Annotated in this window: 16 protein-coding genes; 10 read left to right on the forward strand and 6 right to left on the reverse strand. The window is 30.9% G+C overall.

Going from position 1 to position 17,352, the window contains the following annotated elements:
* The first annotated feature begins 82 nt into the window (after positions 1-82).
* The 4 genes from J2S15_RS14160 (at position 83) to J2S15_RS14175 (ending at position 3,909) form a co-directional block, all read left to right on the forward strand.
* On the forward strand, positions 83-2,110 hold the full coding sequence (locus tag J2S15_RS14160) for a hypothetical protein (RefSeq protein WP_307409437.1): 2,028 nt from the start codon (positions 83-85) through the stop codon (positions 2,108-2,110).
* 6 nt (positions 2,111-2,116) lie between these two features.
* Entirely contained in the window at positions 2,117-2,281 is a 165-nt protein-coding gene (locus J2S15_RS14165; RefSeq protein ID WP_370872548.1) for a DUF3173 family protein, read from the forward strand.
* A gap of 939 nt (positions 2,282-3,220) precedes the next feature.
* Positions 3,221-3,568, forward strand: coding sequence for a hypothetical protein (locus J2S15_RS14170; protein ID WP_307409438.1), 348 nt, complete (start codon positions 3,221-3,223; stop codon positions 3,566-3,568).
* Positions 3,569-3,585: 17 nt separating this feature from the next.
* Entirely contained in the window at positions 3,586-3,909 is a 324-nt protein-coding gene (locus tag J2S15_RS14175) for a hypothetical protein (protein WP_307409441.1), read from the forward strand.
* A gap of 137 nt (positions 3,910-4,046) precedes the next feature.
* On the opposite strand, the gene J2S15_RS14180 is transcribed toward J2S15_RS14175, so the two are convergent.
* From J2S15_RS14180 to J2S15_RS14195, 4 genes are all read right to left on the reverse strand, one after another.
* Positions 4,047-4,907: an NmrA family NAD(P)-binding protein gene (locus J2S15_RS14180; RefSeq protein ID WP_307409444.1), complete on the reverse strand. Its 861-nt coding sequence runs from the start codon at positions 4,905-4,907 to the stop codon at positions 4,047-4,049.
* The gene (locus tag J2S15_RS14185; RefSeq protein ID WP_307409446.1) at positions 4,900-5,328 is read right to left on the reverse strand and encodes a MarR family winged helix-turn-helix transcriptional regulator; all 429 of its coding nucleotides are present in this window, start codon (positions 5,326-5,328) and stop codon (positions 4,900-4,902) included. Before J2S15_RS14185 ends, J2S15_RS14180 begins: the two co-directional genes overlap by 8 nt.
* A gap of 263 nt (positions 5,329-5,591) precedes the next feature.
* Positions 5,592-6,884 carry a glutamine-hydrolyzing GMP synthase gene (guaA, locus tag J2S15_RS14190; protein ID WP_307409447.1) on the reverse strand — a complete coding sequence of 431 codons (1,293 nt, stop codon included), beginning with the start codon at positions 6,882-6,884 and terminating at the stop codon, positions 5,592-5,594.
* A 12-nt stretch (positions 6,885-6,896) separates the two neighbouring features.
* Entirely contained in the window at positions 6,897-8,087 is a 1,191-nt protein-coding gene (locus J2S15_RS14195; protein ID WP_307409449.1) for a coenzyme F420-0:L-glutamate ligase, read from the reverse strand.
* Positions 8,088-8,518: 431 nt separating this feature from the next.
* Between J2S15_RS14195 and J2S15_RS14200 the strand changes: the two genes are divergently transcribed.
* The 3 genes from J2S15_RS14200 to J2S15_RS14210 all read left to right on the forward strand — a co-directional run bounded on the left by J2S15_RS14200 (position 8,519) and on the right by J2S15_RS14210 (position 10,240).
* Entirely contained in the window at positions 8,519-8,830 is a 312-nt protein-coding gene (locus tag J2S15_RS14200; protein ID WP_307409451.1) for a hypothetical protein, read from the forward strand.
* Between the two features lies 1 nt (position 8,831).
* Positions 8,832-9,335 carry a MerR family transcriptional regulator gene (locus J2S15_RS14205; protein WP_307409452.1) on the forward strand — a complete coding sequence of 168 codons (504 nt, stop codon included), beginning with the start codon at positions 8,832-8,834 and terminating at the stop codon, positions 9,333-9,335.
* Between the two features lie 149 nt (positions 9,336-9,484).
* Positions 9,485-10,240, forward strand: coding sequence for an alpha/beta fold hydrolase (locus tag J2S15_RS14210; RefSeq protein ID WP_307409454.1), 756 nt, complete (start codon positions 9,485-9,487; stop codon positions 10,238-10,240).
* Between the two features lie 108 nt (positions 10,241-10,348).
* Here the strand turns inward: J2S15_RS14210 and J2S15_RS14215 are convergent, their stop codons facing one another.
* Both J2S15_RS14215 and J2S15_RS14220 read right to left on the reverse strand, forming a co-directional pair.
* Positions 10,349-13,600: a DEAD/DEAH box helicase gene (locus J2S15_RS14215; RefSeq protein WP_307409456.1), complete on the reverse strand. Its 3,252-nt coding sequence runs from the start codon at positions 13,598-13,600 to the stop codon at positions 10,349-10,351.
* A gap of 70 nt (positions 13,601-13,670) precedes the next feature.
* Positions 13,671-14,333, reverse strand: coding sequence for a uracil-DNA glycosylase (locus J2S15_RS14220; RefSeq protein WP_307409458.1), 663 nt, complete (start codon positions 14,331-14,333; stop codon positions 13,671-13,673).
* Between the two features lie 187 nt (positions 14,334-14,520).
* Here J2S15_RS14220 and J2S15_RS14225 point away from each other — a divergent pair, with 187 nt between their 5' ends.
* From J2S15_RS14225 to J2S15_RS14235, 3 genes are read left to right on the forward strand one after another with little or no spacing between them, the layout of a single operon-like run.
* Positions 14,521-15,618 (forward strand): helix-turn-helix domain-containing protein, encoded by a 1,098-nt coding sequence (locus tag J2S15_RS14225; RefSeq protein WP_307409460.1) that lies wholly within the window; start codon positions 14,521-14,523, stop codon positions 15,616-15,618.
* Positions 15,619-15,633: 15 nt separating this feature from the next.
* Complete coding sequence (locus J2S15_RS14230) at positions 15,634-16,560, forward strand: ABC transporter ATP-binding protein (RefSeq protein ID WP_307409462.1); 927 nt, start codon at positions 15,634-15,636, stop codon at positions 16,558-16,560.
* Positions 16,553-17,347 carry an ABC transporter permease subunit gene (locus J2S15_RS14235; RefSeq protein ID WP_307409464.1) on the forward strand — a complete coding sequence of 265 codons (795 nt, stop codon included), beginning with the start codon at positions 16,553-16,555 and terminating at the stop codon, positions 17,345-17,347. Before J2S15_RS14230 ends, J2S15_RS14235 begins: the two co-directional genes overlap by 8 nt.
* The last annotated feature ends 5 nt before the right edge of the window (positions 17,348-17,352 follow it).

Consider the following 17,352-nt stretch of genomic DNA (forward strand, 5'->3'; position numbering starts at 1 on the left):
TTTTTATTAGAATAACCTGATATAATTACCTTGAAGGATTAACAAAGAGAAATAAAAATATAGATCTCTTAGAGGTGTAAAAATGAAAAAAGTAAAATATCCTTATTTTTTTAATATGGAGAGACTTATTGAGTTAGCTAAAAACATTGATTTAGAAGGAAACTACAATCTGATAGATATTCTAGAATTTCATAATGTATTGAAGTTTTTTATTAACATTAATTACCCTGAAGCATTTCCTGAACAACAAGTAAAAGATGTAAAAGCTAAATTATGTCAGGTACTTCCTACTTATTTTGAGAATGAAACTGAGGCAGACATCATCAATGATTTTAAGTATATGTTTAATTCTAGTGATTCAGAAACTTTAGAAGAAATAGACAAAAAAATAAAAGAAGGAACTCTGGAACATGATAGTGAAAAAAACTGTATACCACAGTATAGAGAAGATTATTTAGAATGTTTTGAAAAATATAATTTGGCTGAAAGAATTGTTGAAGAGCATTTAGAAGAGACAATTCAAGATACTGAATTGCCAATCTGGTTGTTTTTAAAAACAAACTATTTTATTCAAAATTATCCTCAAATGATTAAAAATTTATTTCTAAAAGATACAAGAAATGTCGAATTGGTGCTAAATAACTATACTAGTGACTTTACTGGAAGTAAAACAAAATATTATATTCCCGAAAATATTACTAAAAAAGAAATGTATCAATTTTTTGGGGAATATATCGATAATGATTTTTCTAACAGCAATTATTTGGCACTCATTGAGCAAGGAATTCAAGGAATAAAGGAACTAAATATTGATGGAAAGTTAAAACTAAAAGCAAAAAAGAAAAAAGAAGAAATCGAAAAGAAACTTTTTTATAACGAAGATGGAACTTTTACTGATAATGGTTTCAGTCAGAAAATCGCAGTTTATACAGATAGAGAAAAATATGAAAGCGAAACTTTAGCTTTTAAATGTTTTATTGATCTAAACTGGATTAAGGAAAATAAGGATCCTGAATCTTTATTAAACTATTTAATGTATCTAGAAGGTTTTTTTACAAGCAACTGGATATCAAATTTATGTAGTTTTCCCAATCATGAAGCTTCTACCATTGAAAGGTCTTTTGGAGTGAAGTCACAAAAGCATTATGAAACAAGTTTCTATTTTTTAAATAAAAATAATCTATCATTGCTAAGTTTTAAGGTTTTTGAAACATTTCTAAGAAAAGAATTAAATACACGAGTTGAAGATTTGATAAATTATTTCTTCACAAAATATGGTGAAGAAAATTTTCAAATAAGTTGGTTGGGTTTAGATTTTGCAAAGCCAGATGAAAAAATGAGTATTCAAACCAAAAATTTATTTACTGTAGAAGAACATATAAGAAAACAATGGAACTTATTAGTAGAAGAAAAAGAAATTGAGACGGAATTATTTGAATTGGAAAATACTCCTAGAATTAGCTCTATGAAAAGTTTTCTGAATAAAAAATATATCTATGTAAACCAAAAAAATAAAGATATTCAAGAAATTCTACACCTATTGTTTTCAGACCAATCAAGTATAAAATATATTAATGAAAACTTATCAGAAGAAAACTTTGTCAAACTTATACTTAAAAATAGAGTTAATAGGCATGATTTTCTCAACTATCAACATCAATTCATCGACCTTCTAATTGAAAAAAACATAATTTCTATTGATGAAGAGGAATTTTTATGTGTAACAATCAAGCAATTAACAAGAATAACAATTTTCTCTAATCTATATAAATTTGGAGTCATTCACAATTATCATGTTTTAGATAACACAATGATATTGGAACTACAACAATGCGAAGTTGATGAGATGATTGTAGAAGGTATATTAACTTATGAAAATAAACTATTTTCAAAACCAGAAACAGATTTTTTAAACTATATTCTGAATAATTCAGAATATGATAATGCTCTTGCTTTAAGAAATAAATATCTTCATAGTTCAATTGTAAATGATAATTATGAAGACTATTTGTATATTTTAATAATCTTAGTAATTTATGCTGTTAAAATTAATGATGAACTTACTCTTAATGAGGAAATCAAAGACACTAATACTGAAAATGAAGAATAAAAAAACTTGATTTTAGCAGATATTCTCAAAAAATCAAAGCAATTGATAATTAATAAAGATCATACTTACTATCAATCTAAAAAAATGGAAGGAGTGCCTTGTGAAGCTGTAGAAGAACTTCTAGGAATTAAATTTAAAAGGAGAGCCAGTTTTTATTATGGGAAGATATAGATTTTGAAACTGAAGTTCTGTCAATCAGTAAAACGCTCTACTATAAAAATTAATCTGACTATAAGTTTGTAAAGGCAAAAACAAAAGTTATTGTCCGTCATATCGTATTAGATGAATGTACGTTGAATTATTAAAAAAATGTCAGGCTATTCAACAAGAATTAATCAAATAGAATTTTATTATGAGTTATAATAGTTTTCAACTCAAACCATACAATTGCGCATGTAATTGAACGCTTTACAAAGAAAGTAGATATCATCAGATTAAGATAAATGCTCTTCGTCATTCTCACGCTCCCTATTAGTTAGTATGGGAGAAAATCTACTGATTGTTAAAGAACGGGAAGGACACGAAGATATTGAAACAACACTAAGTATTTATGGAAATCTTTATCCAAATAGTAACTTTGAGATAGCTGGTAAATTGATCGAAATTATCACTTTTAAGCCAGTTTACTGTGAACTATCAAGAAGAAAGCAATCAAAAAGAACAATGAAAATCAAAAAAGAGTCGAAAACCTCTATGAATAAAGAATTTTCAACTCTGCAACTACTACTCCCACTCGATATTAAATGTTATAAACCTTGTGTTTTCCAGTATATTATATCATTATTCATCTATAATTTAATGCTAAATATCCATATTATTTATTGTATTCAAAATTTTTATTGTCACTGTATTGTCATATTAAGTACTACTATTAAATTTAACTAGCAATTAAAAAAAATAGGAAGTCACGAAAATATATTCAAATTATCATATTGAAATGATTCTTATGACTATTTACATAACATCATTAATAAAAATAGCAATTTCTTCTATCTTATTTCTGGAATTTCAGATGTTTAATAAACCCAATAGTTCGATTTATCAAAGATGGTCTATGATATAATAAAATTGTTAATTACTTAATGAAACAGTAATATGTGGAGGTAAATTATGTTTAATGAAATATGTATTTATGAAGTAAAATTAGATAAACAAGAAGAAGTAGAAGAATTAATGAAAGAAGTAGCCGAGTTTTATAAATTACAACCTGGTGTTATTGACGTTAAATATATTAAAAGAACTCATAGACAAAAGGATTTTAATGCAGTAAAAAAAGGAGAACCTCCTATTGAATTAACTAGATATATTGGTAAAGTTACCTATGTCTTATATTGGGTACTTGAAAGCAAAGAAGCACATGCAGCAATATATCCATTAGCACTTGAAAAGTTTTATAAAAGATGGACTAGATGTTTAACTACAATGCCTAAAATTATATTAGGCGAAAATATTGCTTAAGAAAGGATAATAATGGAATGAATGAATTATTATTAACATCATTAGTAGGGATTATTATAGGGTTTATAGATATAGCCCCAATGATCAAAATGAAACTAGATAAATATGCTATATTATCTGCATTTACTTTTTATTTTTTTATGCCTTTTATTATTTATAATTTAGATTTTCTAAATAATTTATGGTGGTTAAAGGGAGGGCTTATAACTTTCATATTATCTATCCCTACCACTATCCTTATATCAAAGGCAGATAAGAAAGGTTGTATTCCAGTTTTTATTATGTCTATTGTGCTTGGAACTATAATAGGAATAATCGGACATTTTTCAGGAATTATGTAAATGGCAAATTAGAATTTGCTGAACTATTTTATTAATAAAAAAATATTACCTTTAATTTTGGTAATATTTTTTTATGAGTTTCTTTTCTTAATTTTAAATTTGCTAATTTAATTAAAATAATTCACTAATCGATTACATTATTGCCAACTATCCTTATTCTTTTTTACAAATTGTTCAAATGTCTGAGGTCTCTTTCCCATCACCTGTTCGTAAATAGTGGTTACTTTTTTTGCTGTTCCTAAACGGGTCATCATGTAAAGCATCCCCATAACCGTAGAGTAATCTTTTTCTAGACCTCTCACAGTAATCCAATATTTCTTTGCGAAAGAGGGTTTCGGGTTAGTATAGATAATTTCTCTACCTAGTTCATTTGTTAATACCTTTGCAACCTCCCAATAACTGATTGCTTCTGGACCAGTAATCGAATATCCCCTATTTTGATGTAACTCTGGCTCACTTAGCACTTTCGCTGTGATTTCTCCAATATCCTCCGCATCAATAAAACTAGTCAATGCTTTTTTTACTGGTACTACAATTCTATTAAAATGTTTAATTTCATAAGCATGAACTCCACTAATGTTTTGCATAAAAAAACTAGGACGTATATGACAATATGGTAAGTTTGCTTTTTCTATGTACTTCTCAATTTTGTGATGTGGTGGAATAGGATTTTTCTCAACACCGATTAATGATAAAAAACTAACTAATCTTATTCCTCCTTTTTCTTTTAAAGCATTAATAAATGGTTTTAAGTCCTCTGGGTCTCCTAAATGTGGAGGGCGCATAATAAATACTCTATCTACATCTTCTAATGCATTTTTAAATGAATTACAATCAGTGAAATCAAGATATGCAACTTTTGCACGATCATCGAATATCTCTGTAAGTGCATTTACATCAATTCCTGCAACTGTAACTTCCTGAGAATTCATTATTGCATAATGTGCAACATATTTTCCTACATTTCCAGATGCTCCTGTAACTAAGATTCTACCCATTTTTATTTTCCTCCAATAATATATTATTTGCCATTTCTATTAGCATTACTAAATTTTCAAATTTTTCTTCACCCATACGTTTTCTTAATGTTGACATTGACTTAAAGTATTCATCATATGTGTTCTCAACAAGCTTAATTGCTTTATTTGTAGGAACAAGGTAGACACTACGCTTATCAATTTCAGATTGCTTTTTTGTAATATATCCTTTTGATGAAAGAGAAGTTACCATATTAGTCGCCATTGCTTTTGTAAAACGGAAAAATTGAGCAACACCATTGGGTGTTTTTTCTTCTTCAGTCTTTACAAGATAAATTAACATACCCATTTCACTAGAACGAATAGGTAAATCTCTTTTTGTGTTCACATTAATTCTGCAAAACAGAGCAATTTGCTCTGAAACTTTTATTAAATTATTCATCTTTATACTCCTATCTATATAGTACATCGAGTATACTATATAGATACGATAGTACATCTAGTTTACTATGTCAATATTTTTGTCTCTTTCTTTTGAATCTTTTTATGAAAGCTATAACATAAATCACCTAGTATTTGGTTATATAAATAATTAAATACATTGTTCCCAGTCTAGTAGAGTAAAAACGAAATTCAGAAATTATTGTCACACCTCCTATAATCAACAAAAAACGCCGATAATATCGACGTTTCTTAGTTTCTTCTCTACTCCCACTCAATCGTTCCAGTAGGTTTTGGTGTTAAATCATATAACACACGATTTACATTTGCTACTTCTTTTACAATTCTATCTGTTACTTTTAGTAACACTTCCCAGTCTAGTAACTCAATTGTTGCAGTCATTGCATCAATTGTATTTACAGCACGTAGGATTACTGGGTATTCAAAACAACGTTCATTGTTTTTCACACCTACTGACTTGAAATCAGGTACTACTGTAAAGTATTGCCATACTTTCTTGTCTAATCCTGCTTTTTCAAATTCTTCTCTTAGAATTGCATCAGATTCTCTAACAGCTTCTAAGCGTTCTTTGGTAATTGCTCCTAAACATCTTACTCCAAGACCTGGTCCTGGGAAAGGTTGACGGTATACCATATGTGGTGGTAATCCTAATTCAATTCCACAAGCTCTTACTTCGTCTTTGAATAATTGGTATAAAGGTTCAACTAGTTCAAACTTCATACCTTCAGGTAATCCACCAACGTTGTGGTGTGATTTAACCATCTTCGCTGTCTTTGTTCCACTTTCTACGATATCCGGATATATTGTTCCTTGTGCAAGGAAATCAATTCCTTCCAGTTTATTTGCTTCTTCATCAAACAGGTAAACAAATTCATTACCAATGATTTTACGTTTTTGTTCTGGATCAGATACACCTTCCAGTTTATCTAAGAAACGATCAGTTGCATCAACATAAATCAAGTTTGCATCTAATTGGTTTCTGAATACTTCAACAACGTCTTCTGACTCCCCTTTACGCATCAAACCATGATTTACATGTACACATACTAATTGCTTCCCTATTGCTTTAATTAGCATCGCAGCAACTACTGATGAATCGACTCCACCACTTAGTGCAAGAAGGACTTTCTTGTCTCCTACCTGTTGTTTAATTAATTCAATTTGATCAGCAACAAAGTTTTTCATATTCCAGTTTGCTTCTGATTTACATACATCAAATACAAATGTTTTTAATTCATCTTCTGTAGGTAAGTTATCTAACTTCGTTTCGGTTTTAGAAGTTGGATGGTCAATGGAAATCATTGGAATACCTAAATCATAGATTGCAGGATCAATATCTACTGGTGTACCATCAACCACACGGTTTTCCCCACCACTTAGAATGATACCTTTCACATTTGGTAATTTTTTCATTTCTTCCACTGTAATATCATGTGGATAGATTTCACTATAAACACCTAAGTCTCTAATTTCTCTTGCTATTGTAGTGTTTTCTACACTTCCTAAGTCTAGGATAACAATCATATCTTGTTTCATCTATGCTCCTCCTTATTCCGTATAGTTATCAAAGTAACCTTGGACAAGTACAATTGGTGTTCCTTTGTCTCCTGATCCACTTGTAAGGTCACATAGTGATCCAATAAGATCAGTTAACTGTCTAGGTGTTGTTCCCTGAGCAGCCATGTCTCCTACTAAGTCATCATCTTTTTCTTTAATTCTTTTTGAAATTGCTTCTTTTAGTTCCTCTCCATTTAAGTGTTTGAAATCATTGTCAGCCAAGTATTTCAACTTCACTTCATTTGGTGTACCAACTAATCCACTTGTATAAGCTGGTGATACTACTGGATCTGCTAGTTCCCAAATCTTTCCTTGAGGATCTTTGAAAGCTCCATCTCCATATACCATTACTTCAATGTTCTTACCAGTTTTATCTTTTATTTGTTTTTGAATATCTTCAACAAAATCGAAACATTCATTTGGAAATAGTTTTACTGTATCTTCTGTCGATTTGTTAGAACCTAACAAACCATACTTTGTATTGTATCCACTACCATCTACTGATTCGTTAAGAATATCATCCATTCCACATACACGCTCAGCTCCATTTGCATTTAAGATACGTTTTGTTCTTACTCTTGTATGAATATCACAAGTTAAAACATTTTTTGTGTAATTCAAAATTGCTTTTGGATTGTTAGCAAAAACGATTTCAACTTCTGCACCTTGTTCTTTAATTAGATTACTGTAGTAATCTACATAATCAACACCTGTAAATTCATGTTTGTTCTCGCCAAACAATTCTCTGTATTTTTCAAGTGACAATACATCACTGTATGGGTTTACTCCAGCTTCATCTAACATATCGTAAGTAACTAAAGCATTTCCTACTTCATCACTTGGATAGCTTAACATTAGAACTACTTTCTTAGCTCCTCTTGCAAATCCCTTTAAACAAATTGAGAAACGATTACGTGATAGAATTGGAAAAATAATTCCAATTGTTTCCCCACCTAATTTCTTTTTCACATCTTTAGCAATTGCATCAATACTTGCATAGTTTCCTTGTGCTCTTGCAACGATTGATTCGGTTACTGCAATAACATCTTTATCGCGTAAACTAAATCCTTCACTATCAGCTGCGTCTAACACACTGTCGACAACTATTTTAGCAAGATCATCACCTTCTCTGATAATTGGGCAACGAACTCCTCTTGATACTGTTCCTATTTTTCTCTCCATAAAATGTTCCTTTCTGATTCAATTCATATATATCTGATTAAAATCATACATATCAATTATAATGGATAACTCCCTTTAGTAAAACTATAAATTTTCTTTTTTGTAATTCAAAGTAAATTTTTGAATATATATTGACAGTTCCCTTACGTAATAGACTATACTAACACTATCAATACTATATTCAATAGTGAGAGGAGTTACGTATGTATTCATTAAAAATGGTATGTGATAAATTTAATATCACCAAAAAAGCAATTTACTATTATGAAGAAAAGAGACTTCTAACAATAAAGTGAAATGAAAATGGAATTCGAATCTTTGATGATAATGATTTAGCATTAATTCATCAGATTGTTGTTTATCGTTATCTGGATTTTTCAGTTGATCAAATACATAACTTAATTTCATCCCCTACTTTTAATAATCAGTTATTGTCAGAAAAGGAAAAGCAATTACAAAAGGACTACAATGAAACCTTAAAACAAATTGCTTCTACAGAAGCTCTAAAACATACAATAGAAACAAATGAATCAATTGATATTTTGGATTATGACTTCTTTTCAACTGATGAAGATTATATTGAGGATACTGTGAATATGCGTTTAAATGGAAACTGGCAACCTTATACAATTTACTGTACGAAAAAAGAATATTCCAGATTAACGATATTAATAAAACTTTTATTATTTGGAATGGCATTATTTATGATTTTGTTTGTGTTGTATAAAACTATGGGAGAATAAAATGAATTATACGATAAAAGAAATAGCTTCTAAGTCTAATGTCACAATACGCACATTACAATACTATGATGCAATAGATTTATTAACTCCTGCATATAAAAAAGACAAACAGAGATTTTATACAGATAATGAACTTATCTTGATAAACTGCATAAAGCACTATAAACAAATGGGATTTGCATTAGAAGATATAAAATCAATAATGAAAAGTAAGGATGCAAAGAAAGAACTTCTTAATATAGTAGATAGCAATATTGATAAGTTAAATGAAAAAGCCGATGATTATTTAAACAAAGTAAATATGATTAATCAAATATTATCATCACAATCATTAGATCAAATTCAAAGTAATTTACTTAAAATAAAGGTGGAAGAAGATACCCTAAAAGAGCCTTCATTTTTCACAAAACCTTTTCATGTATGGTTAAAATATTTCTTAATTATCTTTAATAGTATCATTTACTTAGGCATTATTGCGCTTATAATCAACTTACTTCAAAAATAATTGTTTATAAATTATATGAATGTTATAATTAATTTAGGGATAAGGAGGTATCAATATGGGCATATGGACAACAGCATGTTATTAGCAAGGTAATAACATGTGAATACCTTGCTGGTTTTTATAATAAAAAAACTTAGGAGGTACATATAATGACGTATTTTAAATATAAAAACAAAGATATATATTACAAAGAATACAGTAACTGTGGTGAACCATTAATTCTATTACATGGTAATACTGCATCATCAGTAATGTTTGAATTACTGTTACCACTGTATACACCTTATTTCAAAGTAATCTTAATTGATTTTTTAGGGAATGGTAAATCTGAGCGTGTAGATGACTTCGCCAAAGAGATGTGGTATGACCAGGCACTTCAAACAATCGCTCTGATTGAACATTTGGGGTATGAGAAGGTAAATCTTCTTGGAACCAGTGGTGGTGCTTATACAGCGTTAAACGCAGCTCTGGAGCGACCTGATTTAATCAAGAAAGTAATTGCTGACAGTTTTGATGGAAGAGATTTTCATCAAGGTTGGATGAGTGGTCTGATTCGAGATCGAGTACAGGCAGTGCATGATCCACAGGCATCACAGTTCTACGCTTGGTGTCAGGGAGATGACTGGAAGGATATCGTTGAAAAAGATACGATGGCTTTGGTACGATATGTGAAAGAGAATGTTCCTATCTATCATCATCCACTAAAAAATCTTCAAGTTCCCTACCTGATGGTTGGAAGTGTTGAAGATGAGTTATTGAGAAATGATTTAGAAGAAGAATACCATGGAATCGCTGATGAAGTCGGTCATGGTATGATTGAGATGTATCCACATGGAGAACATCCAATGGTATTGTCGAATGCAGAAGCATTTGCATTATCTGCAAAAGCATTTTTCCAATCATAGAAAATAAATATTAAATAAACAAAAAGAAGGAATTGGTTTCTTGTGACAAGAAATGAATTCCTTCTTTTTCAACTGTCGCAAAAATTGCGACAGTTGAATTTACATCAGTTAATCTCTTTTTAATAGTTCTAAAATATCATTTGTCGACATGGTCGCAATACTTCCCTTACTATTTTCCACAAAAGTATCAGAGATACTTTTCTTCATTTGTTGAAGTTGAAGAATCTTTTCTTCTATGGAATTCTTCATAATTAAGTTAAATACCTGAACCTCATTCTCCTGACCAATTCGGTGTGCTCTATCGGTTGCCTGGTTCTGAGCTGATAAATTCCACCATGGGTCATAATGGATAACCGCTTCTGCTTTGGTTAAGTTTAATCCAACTCCTCCAGCTTTTAATGATATCAGGAATACATCAGTGTTTCCTTCTTGGAATTTAGCTGTTAGTATCTTTCTTTGGTCTTTAGCGACATCTCCAGTTAACATCAGATAAGAGATATCCTTCTTTCTTAATTCTTCAGCTAACAAATCAAGAATACTTGTGAAGGAAGAGAAGAGTAATACTTTTTTATTACTTTCTTTTAATGATTCAATCACTTCCAAACATCCCTTCATTTTTGAAGATGCTGTTTTTATGTTGTCATAAAGCACTCGTGGTTCACAACAAATCTGACGTAAACGAAGTAATATCTTCAACATTGCCACTTTATTTTCTTCCTGCATATTCAGATATTCCTGCAGTTCTTTATTTGCTTGAGACAAGTGTGCTAAATACAGTTGTTCCTCTTCTCTATTGAAATGGAAACTTAATGTCTTCTCTATCTTATCTGGAAGATCGTGTAATACTTCTTGTTTTCTTCTTCTAAGCAGAAACGGCTCTGTCATTTGTTTTAATGCATACTCTTTTTTCTTATCACTCATTTTAATGATTGGCGTTTCATACCTTCTTTTGAAGTAACTGTAATTATATAAATAGTTTGGCATTAGAAAGTCAAAGATTGACCATAACTCTGCCAGACTGTTTTCAATTGGTGTGCCAGTTAAGGCAAAGCGAATTCTTGAATGTAGGCTCTTGGTAGCTTTCGCAGCTTTGGTTGTATGATTTTTTATGTACTGTGCTTCATCTAATATCACACTATCAAATTGAATATCATTGTATAGTTCTACATCTCTTTTGATATAGTCATATGTAGTGATTACGATATCGTAATTCTGACAACGCTGAATTTGAATTTTACGTTCTTCTACATTTCCATAAATACAAATACTCTTTAAATCAGAAGAGAATTTTTCTAACTCATCCTGCCAGTTCAGCATCAACGATGCTGGACAGACAACAATACTGGTCTTCCCTTCCTGAAACGTACTTTCCAAGTATGCAATTACCTGTAAGGTTTTTCCTAATCCCATATCATCCGCAAGAATTCCACCAAATCCATACTGACTTAATGTCATTAACCACTTTACTCCATACTTCTGATATTCTTTTAAAATATCTTCATACTTTGGTTTGATTTGTAGTTCTTCAATGTTGGCTTTAGAGAAACTGTCTAACAGTTGTTTGAAAGTGTCATCTTCTCTCCCACTTAGATTTTGAAAATGATCAATCTTATCCGTTAAACTAAATGCATTGTACATTGGTAGTTCTGCTTCTGCACCATGTATATCTTTTGGATTTAAATTTAAATCTTCCATTAACTGATCTAGTTCATCTAACTCTTTTGATTCTAATGAAATAACTTCTCCATTTTTAAGTTGGTGAAATTTCTTTTTCTTCTTATATGCTTTTAATACATCACTAATTTCTTCAGCACTACAGTTTACACTATCAAAATCAATCTTTAAAAGATCGCTTTCAAGACGTACACCAACACTAATTGATATTGATCTGTTTGCGTTTAAATTCTTTAAACTTTCACTTACAAATACATTGCAGTATTCATTTAATTCAGGTAATACATCACTTACAAACTGAAAGGTACGATCTTCATTTAATGATAACAATAAAGAGTATGGTTCGTTATCCATTACTTCCCCATAGTCTTTTAGAATGTATTCAATTTTTCTACCATTCAGTGATAATTCTTTTTTGAAGTTTGGATCAAATACATTTTCTACTGTTTCATCTTTCCATATAGCATTCAATTTAAAGACTAAGTTTCCATCTTCAATATCACCATATAGTTCAAGCGTCTTTTCATATTCTGACACTTCTGGTTTATCACCAATAAATTCAATACTGTCACCAAACTGACTGGTAATGTACATGATGAATTCCTGATAATTTTCATTTGCTATGAATAAATCATCATCTAGTAACTCTTTATATAACTGATAGAATTGACCTTTATTTGGCATATCCAAACGAATCAATGTATTGTCATGAAAATGATAATAGTAATTATTTCCTTCAAAGAAATCATCATCTAAAACCAGTTGAATCAGATATCCCTTTTCTTCCTGACTTACACTTAATTTAATACGCATCAGTTGTTGTCTAAAATCAATATTGATATATCTTCTGCCACTTGTGTTAAACAACTCATAGAATTCATCAAGATCATCTTTCATAATTGATAGAGTACGATAACTTGTTGCATATTCCTGATGCATTGAATTTACCACTCGCTTAATAAATGGAAGGGTTGATTGGGTAAAGTTATCAAAACTATTCTTTGTATGAATAAACTCTAACTTTGTTCCATAAAAATGTACGTTTTCATTTTCAATATCTTCTAATAGATTACGAAAATCTTTAATTACATATAGTCGATCATTTCCAATCTTTGCTTCCAGCATAAACTGAAAATCTCCATATCCATCCATATAAGAGAAGGTAAACTCCAAACGATATTTATCACTTGTAGTAAGTTGTTGGACGGATTGAATATTTGCACTGCGAAAGTAATCAAGTAAGTTATTCCCTTTCTTTAATCGCGTTTTCATCAGTCGTTGTTTTCTTAATCGCTCATATTCTTCCTGTTGTTTCTGCAAACGAATTCGCCAGTCATTTTGGGCAATTCTTGGATCATCATCTTTATCTAAATCATAAGGAAAAGAGGTAATCTCTTTCTCTTGGAATAGTAGTAATGCTGCTGCCACATGACCACAAGCTGAGTCATGTGTATGAAATCGACAATCGCAATAATGCTCAACTACATTAAAGTTAGAATCAAGCGTAATTGATACTGAATTTTCATATCGATAGTTCGTAATAAAACAATCGATTATGTAATGATTGGATAATCGATTCACTTGATAATATTCAAAATTGCTATAGTTAAAGTAATTACTTAATCCCCAACTATAGTTTTGGGGATTTGAAACTACTCTTCTTATTTCTTTATCTGTTATTCTCATTCATTCTCCTTATTGCTATCCCTTTATTATACATCAAAACAAAAGAAAATCTCTTTTTTCAAAGAGATTTCTATAAGTTTTCTTCTAATTTCCAATCGATTGGAGTTCTGCCATGTTGTTTTAGGAAATCATTTGCTTGTGAGAATGGTTTGCTTCCAAAAAACGCTCCACCAGCTAATGGTGAAGGATGTGCTGCTTTCAGCAATAAATGATTTGGATTATCAATTCCTTTTGCTACATCAATTGCATGATTTCCCCATAGTAGAAATACAATTGGTTGTTCTGATTTGTTTAGTTGTTCCAATACATGGTTGGTAAATGTTTTCCATCCAAAGTTCTTATGACTACCAGCTTTTCCTTCGCTGACACTCCAACTGGTGTTCATCATTAGTACTCCCTGTTTTGCCCAACCTTCTAAGAATCCATGATTTACTGGATCGATATCTAAATCGGTTTTTAGTTCTTTATAAATATTTCTAAGACTTGGTGGTATCTTTACTCCAGGTCTTACTGAGAAACTTAATCCATGAGCCTGACCTTCACGATGATATGGATCTTGACCTAAGATAACCACTTTCACATTTTCATAGGGGCATAACTCAAAACTAGAAAACATATCTTCTTGTGGTGGGTATACATTCCCTTCTTTTTTTGCTTCTTCTATTTTATTCATTAAATCAATAAAATATGATTCTTTCTTTTCGTTTTCTAAAAATTCATTCCAACTGTTCATCCTTAAATTCCTTTCGAGTAGTTTTTTCTTCTTCTATATTTTATGCATATCTATAGAAAAAAGCAAAACAATCTTACTGCAACAATTACAGTTATCAACTATTGGTTAACTTTTTTAACTAATATCAACTGCAATTCCATTGTTAACTTTGTCAACTAATAGTAGAATATGCTTAGGAGATATGCTTATGAAAGAAATCAATATTGGAAAAACAATTACAATTTTAAGAAAAGAAAAAGGTATATCGCAAGATGTATTAGCGGACTTTTTGGGAGTATCGAAAGCTGCAGTTTCAAAATGGGAAACAGGTCAAAGTTATCCTGATATTACGCTGCTACCAAAGATATCAACTTACTTTAATACAACAGTTGATACCCTTCTTGATTACAAACCGCAAATGACAAAAGAAGAAATTCGTGTTCTTTATGAAGGGTTTACTGAACGCTTCACAAAAGAACCATTTGATAAAGTATATGAAGATGCTCAGGCAGTAATTAAAGAATATTATTCCTGTTATCAGTTAATCTTGCAGATTGGTGCCCTTTATCTTAATTACTCAAATATTGCTGATGCAGATATAAAAGATAAAGTTATCAGTGAAGCAAATAAACAATTTATACGAGTTAAGAATGAAAGCAATGATGTTGACTTAGTAAAACAGGCACAGAGTTTAGAAGTAACCAGTTTATTGATGTTGAATAAACCAAATGAAATTATTGAGTTATTGGGTGACAGTATTCCTATGCTGATATCCAGTGAAACATTAAGAGCTTCTGCTTATATGATGGTTGGAAAACCGGAGAAAGCAAAGTATGTTACTCAAGTTGCAAGTTATCAATATTTACTTGCCTTAACTGAGCAGTTGATTGCTTATCTTTCATTCTGTACAGATGATATAGAAGTATTTACTGAAGTCTACAATCGAGTATCAAATTTAACTGAATCATTTCATCTTGAGAAACTCCATCCAACGATATTAATGAATGTTCAGTTAGTTGCAGCACAGTGCTGGTTAGGCTTCGGCGAAGAAGAACAGACACTGGATATTCTTGAACAGTATACTGATTTGGTATTAAGCGATATCTATCCATTAACACTCCATGGAGATGAGTTCTTCAATATGTTGAATACATGGGTGGATGAAATTGGATATCCCTTTCCCAGAGATCAAAGATCTGTGCGACTAAGTATGATTGATGGAATTGAAAAGAATCCTGCATTTGCAGGTTTAGAGTATAACAATCGTTTTCAGACACTGTTAACCAGATTAAAGAAATCGATGTAAAGGAGAGAATGATATATGAATGCAATTACAATAAAGAATTTATCAAAAACTTATCCTACTGGTAAAGAAGCAGTCAAGGATGTTAGTTTCGACATTAGAGAAGGTGAAATCTTTGGTTTCCTTGGACCAAATGGTGCAGGTAAAACAACAGCAGTTAAATTGTTAACTGGATTGTTGGCTCCAACAACAGGTTCTTGTGAAGTGTACAATATTGACTCAACACTTCATGCAGACCAGGTACATAAAATATCAGGAGTGGTTACTGAACACTCACAGATGTATGACCATATGAGTGGGTTACAGAACTTAGTATTCTATAGCACTTTATTTGGCGCAACCAAAAGTGAAGGTGAAAAACACGCAATAGAATTACTGACACAGTTGGAACTACTTGATGCTAAAGATCAGAAATTAGCAACTTACTCTACTGGGATGAGACAACGTCTGTCCCTTGCTAGAGCAATGATTCATAATCCAAAAGTATTGTTTTTAGATGAGCCTACTTCTGGATTAGATCCTGAAAGTATCCTAAGTGTAAACAATATGATTAAAGACTTAGCCAAAAGAAATGGAGTAACTATCTTCTTGTGTACACACCAGTTGCGTTATGCGCAAGAGTTATGTACTTCTTACGGCTTAATTGATGAAGGTAGTATGTTTGCTACTGGCACTTTAGATAAGCTTCGTGATCAGGTTTATAGTGGCATCATCGTGAATATAAAAACGGATTATATGCCTGCATCCATTGATGCACGAAAAGAAGATGATATGAGTTATACCTTCAAAGCGGAATCCGAAGAAGTGATTCCTGCAATTATTAAAGAAATTGTAAATCATGGTGGAAACATTTATCATGTTTCCATTCGTGAATTATCGCTAGAAGAAATATACTTTGCGCTTCTGGAAACTGATAGAAAAGAAAGAGGTGAATATCATGGTTAATTCGACACAAAAGGCAATTATTAAAAAAGATGTTAAAACTATCATGTTCAATAAACGTCTCTTCCCTGTCTTATTAATTGTACCGTTTATGTTTTCGGTAGTAATGCCAATCATCTTTGTATGTATGGCAATCTTTACTCCGGAATCTTCGGATGATTTCAGACAGTTATTAAGTCTTGTAACTGCACTAGGACCAAATGATGATATGAGACAGGCCTTGCTTGATATTATTATTAATTCCATGTTACCTGTATTCTTTATTATTATTCCAATTATGGCATCATCAGTAATGGCTGCAAGTTCATTTGTTGGTGAAAAAGAAAAGAGAACACTAGAAACATTATTATATAGTCCAATTACACTTAAACAGATATTTCAATCAAAAATATTTGCTTCATTAGCATTAAGTATGATTGTAACATTCGCATCATTTATTGTAATGGTTATTGTATTACAATTAACCTTAATGGTTTTAAATGGAAGTAATTTATCAATTAACATAGCTAGTTGGGCATCAATCCTAATCTTATTAGCACCTTCAATGTCACTACTTGCAATTACATTAATTGTAAATGGTTCAGCGAAGTCACAGACAGTAGAAGAATCACAACAACGTTCTGTATTCCTTATTATTCCAATTATCTTACTATTGATTGGTCAGTTTACAGGAATACTACTTGTGAATGCTTTGTTACTTATTGTATTATCTGCAATATTCTTAATAATTGCACTTCTGCTGATGAAAAAAGCAGAAAAGAAATTTAATTATGAAACGTTATTAAATTAACTGCA

Origin of the sequence: Breznakia pachnodae, from assembly GCF_030814225.1 — a bacterium.
Taxonomy (GTDB): Bacteria; Bacillota_I; Bacilli_A; order Erysipelotrichales; family Erysipelotrichaceae; genus Breznakia; species Breznakia pachnodae.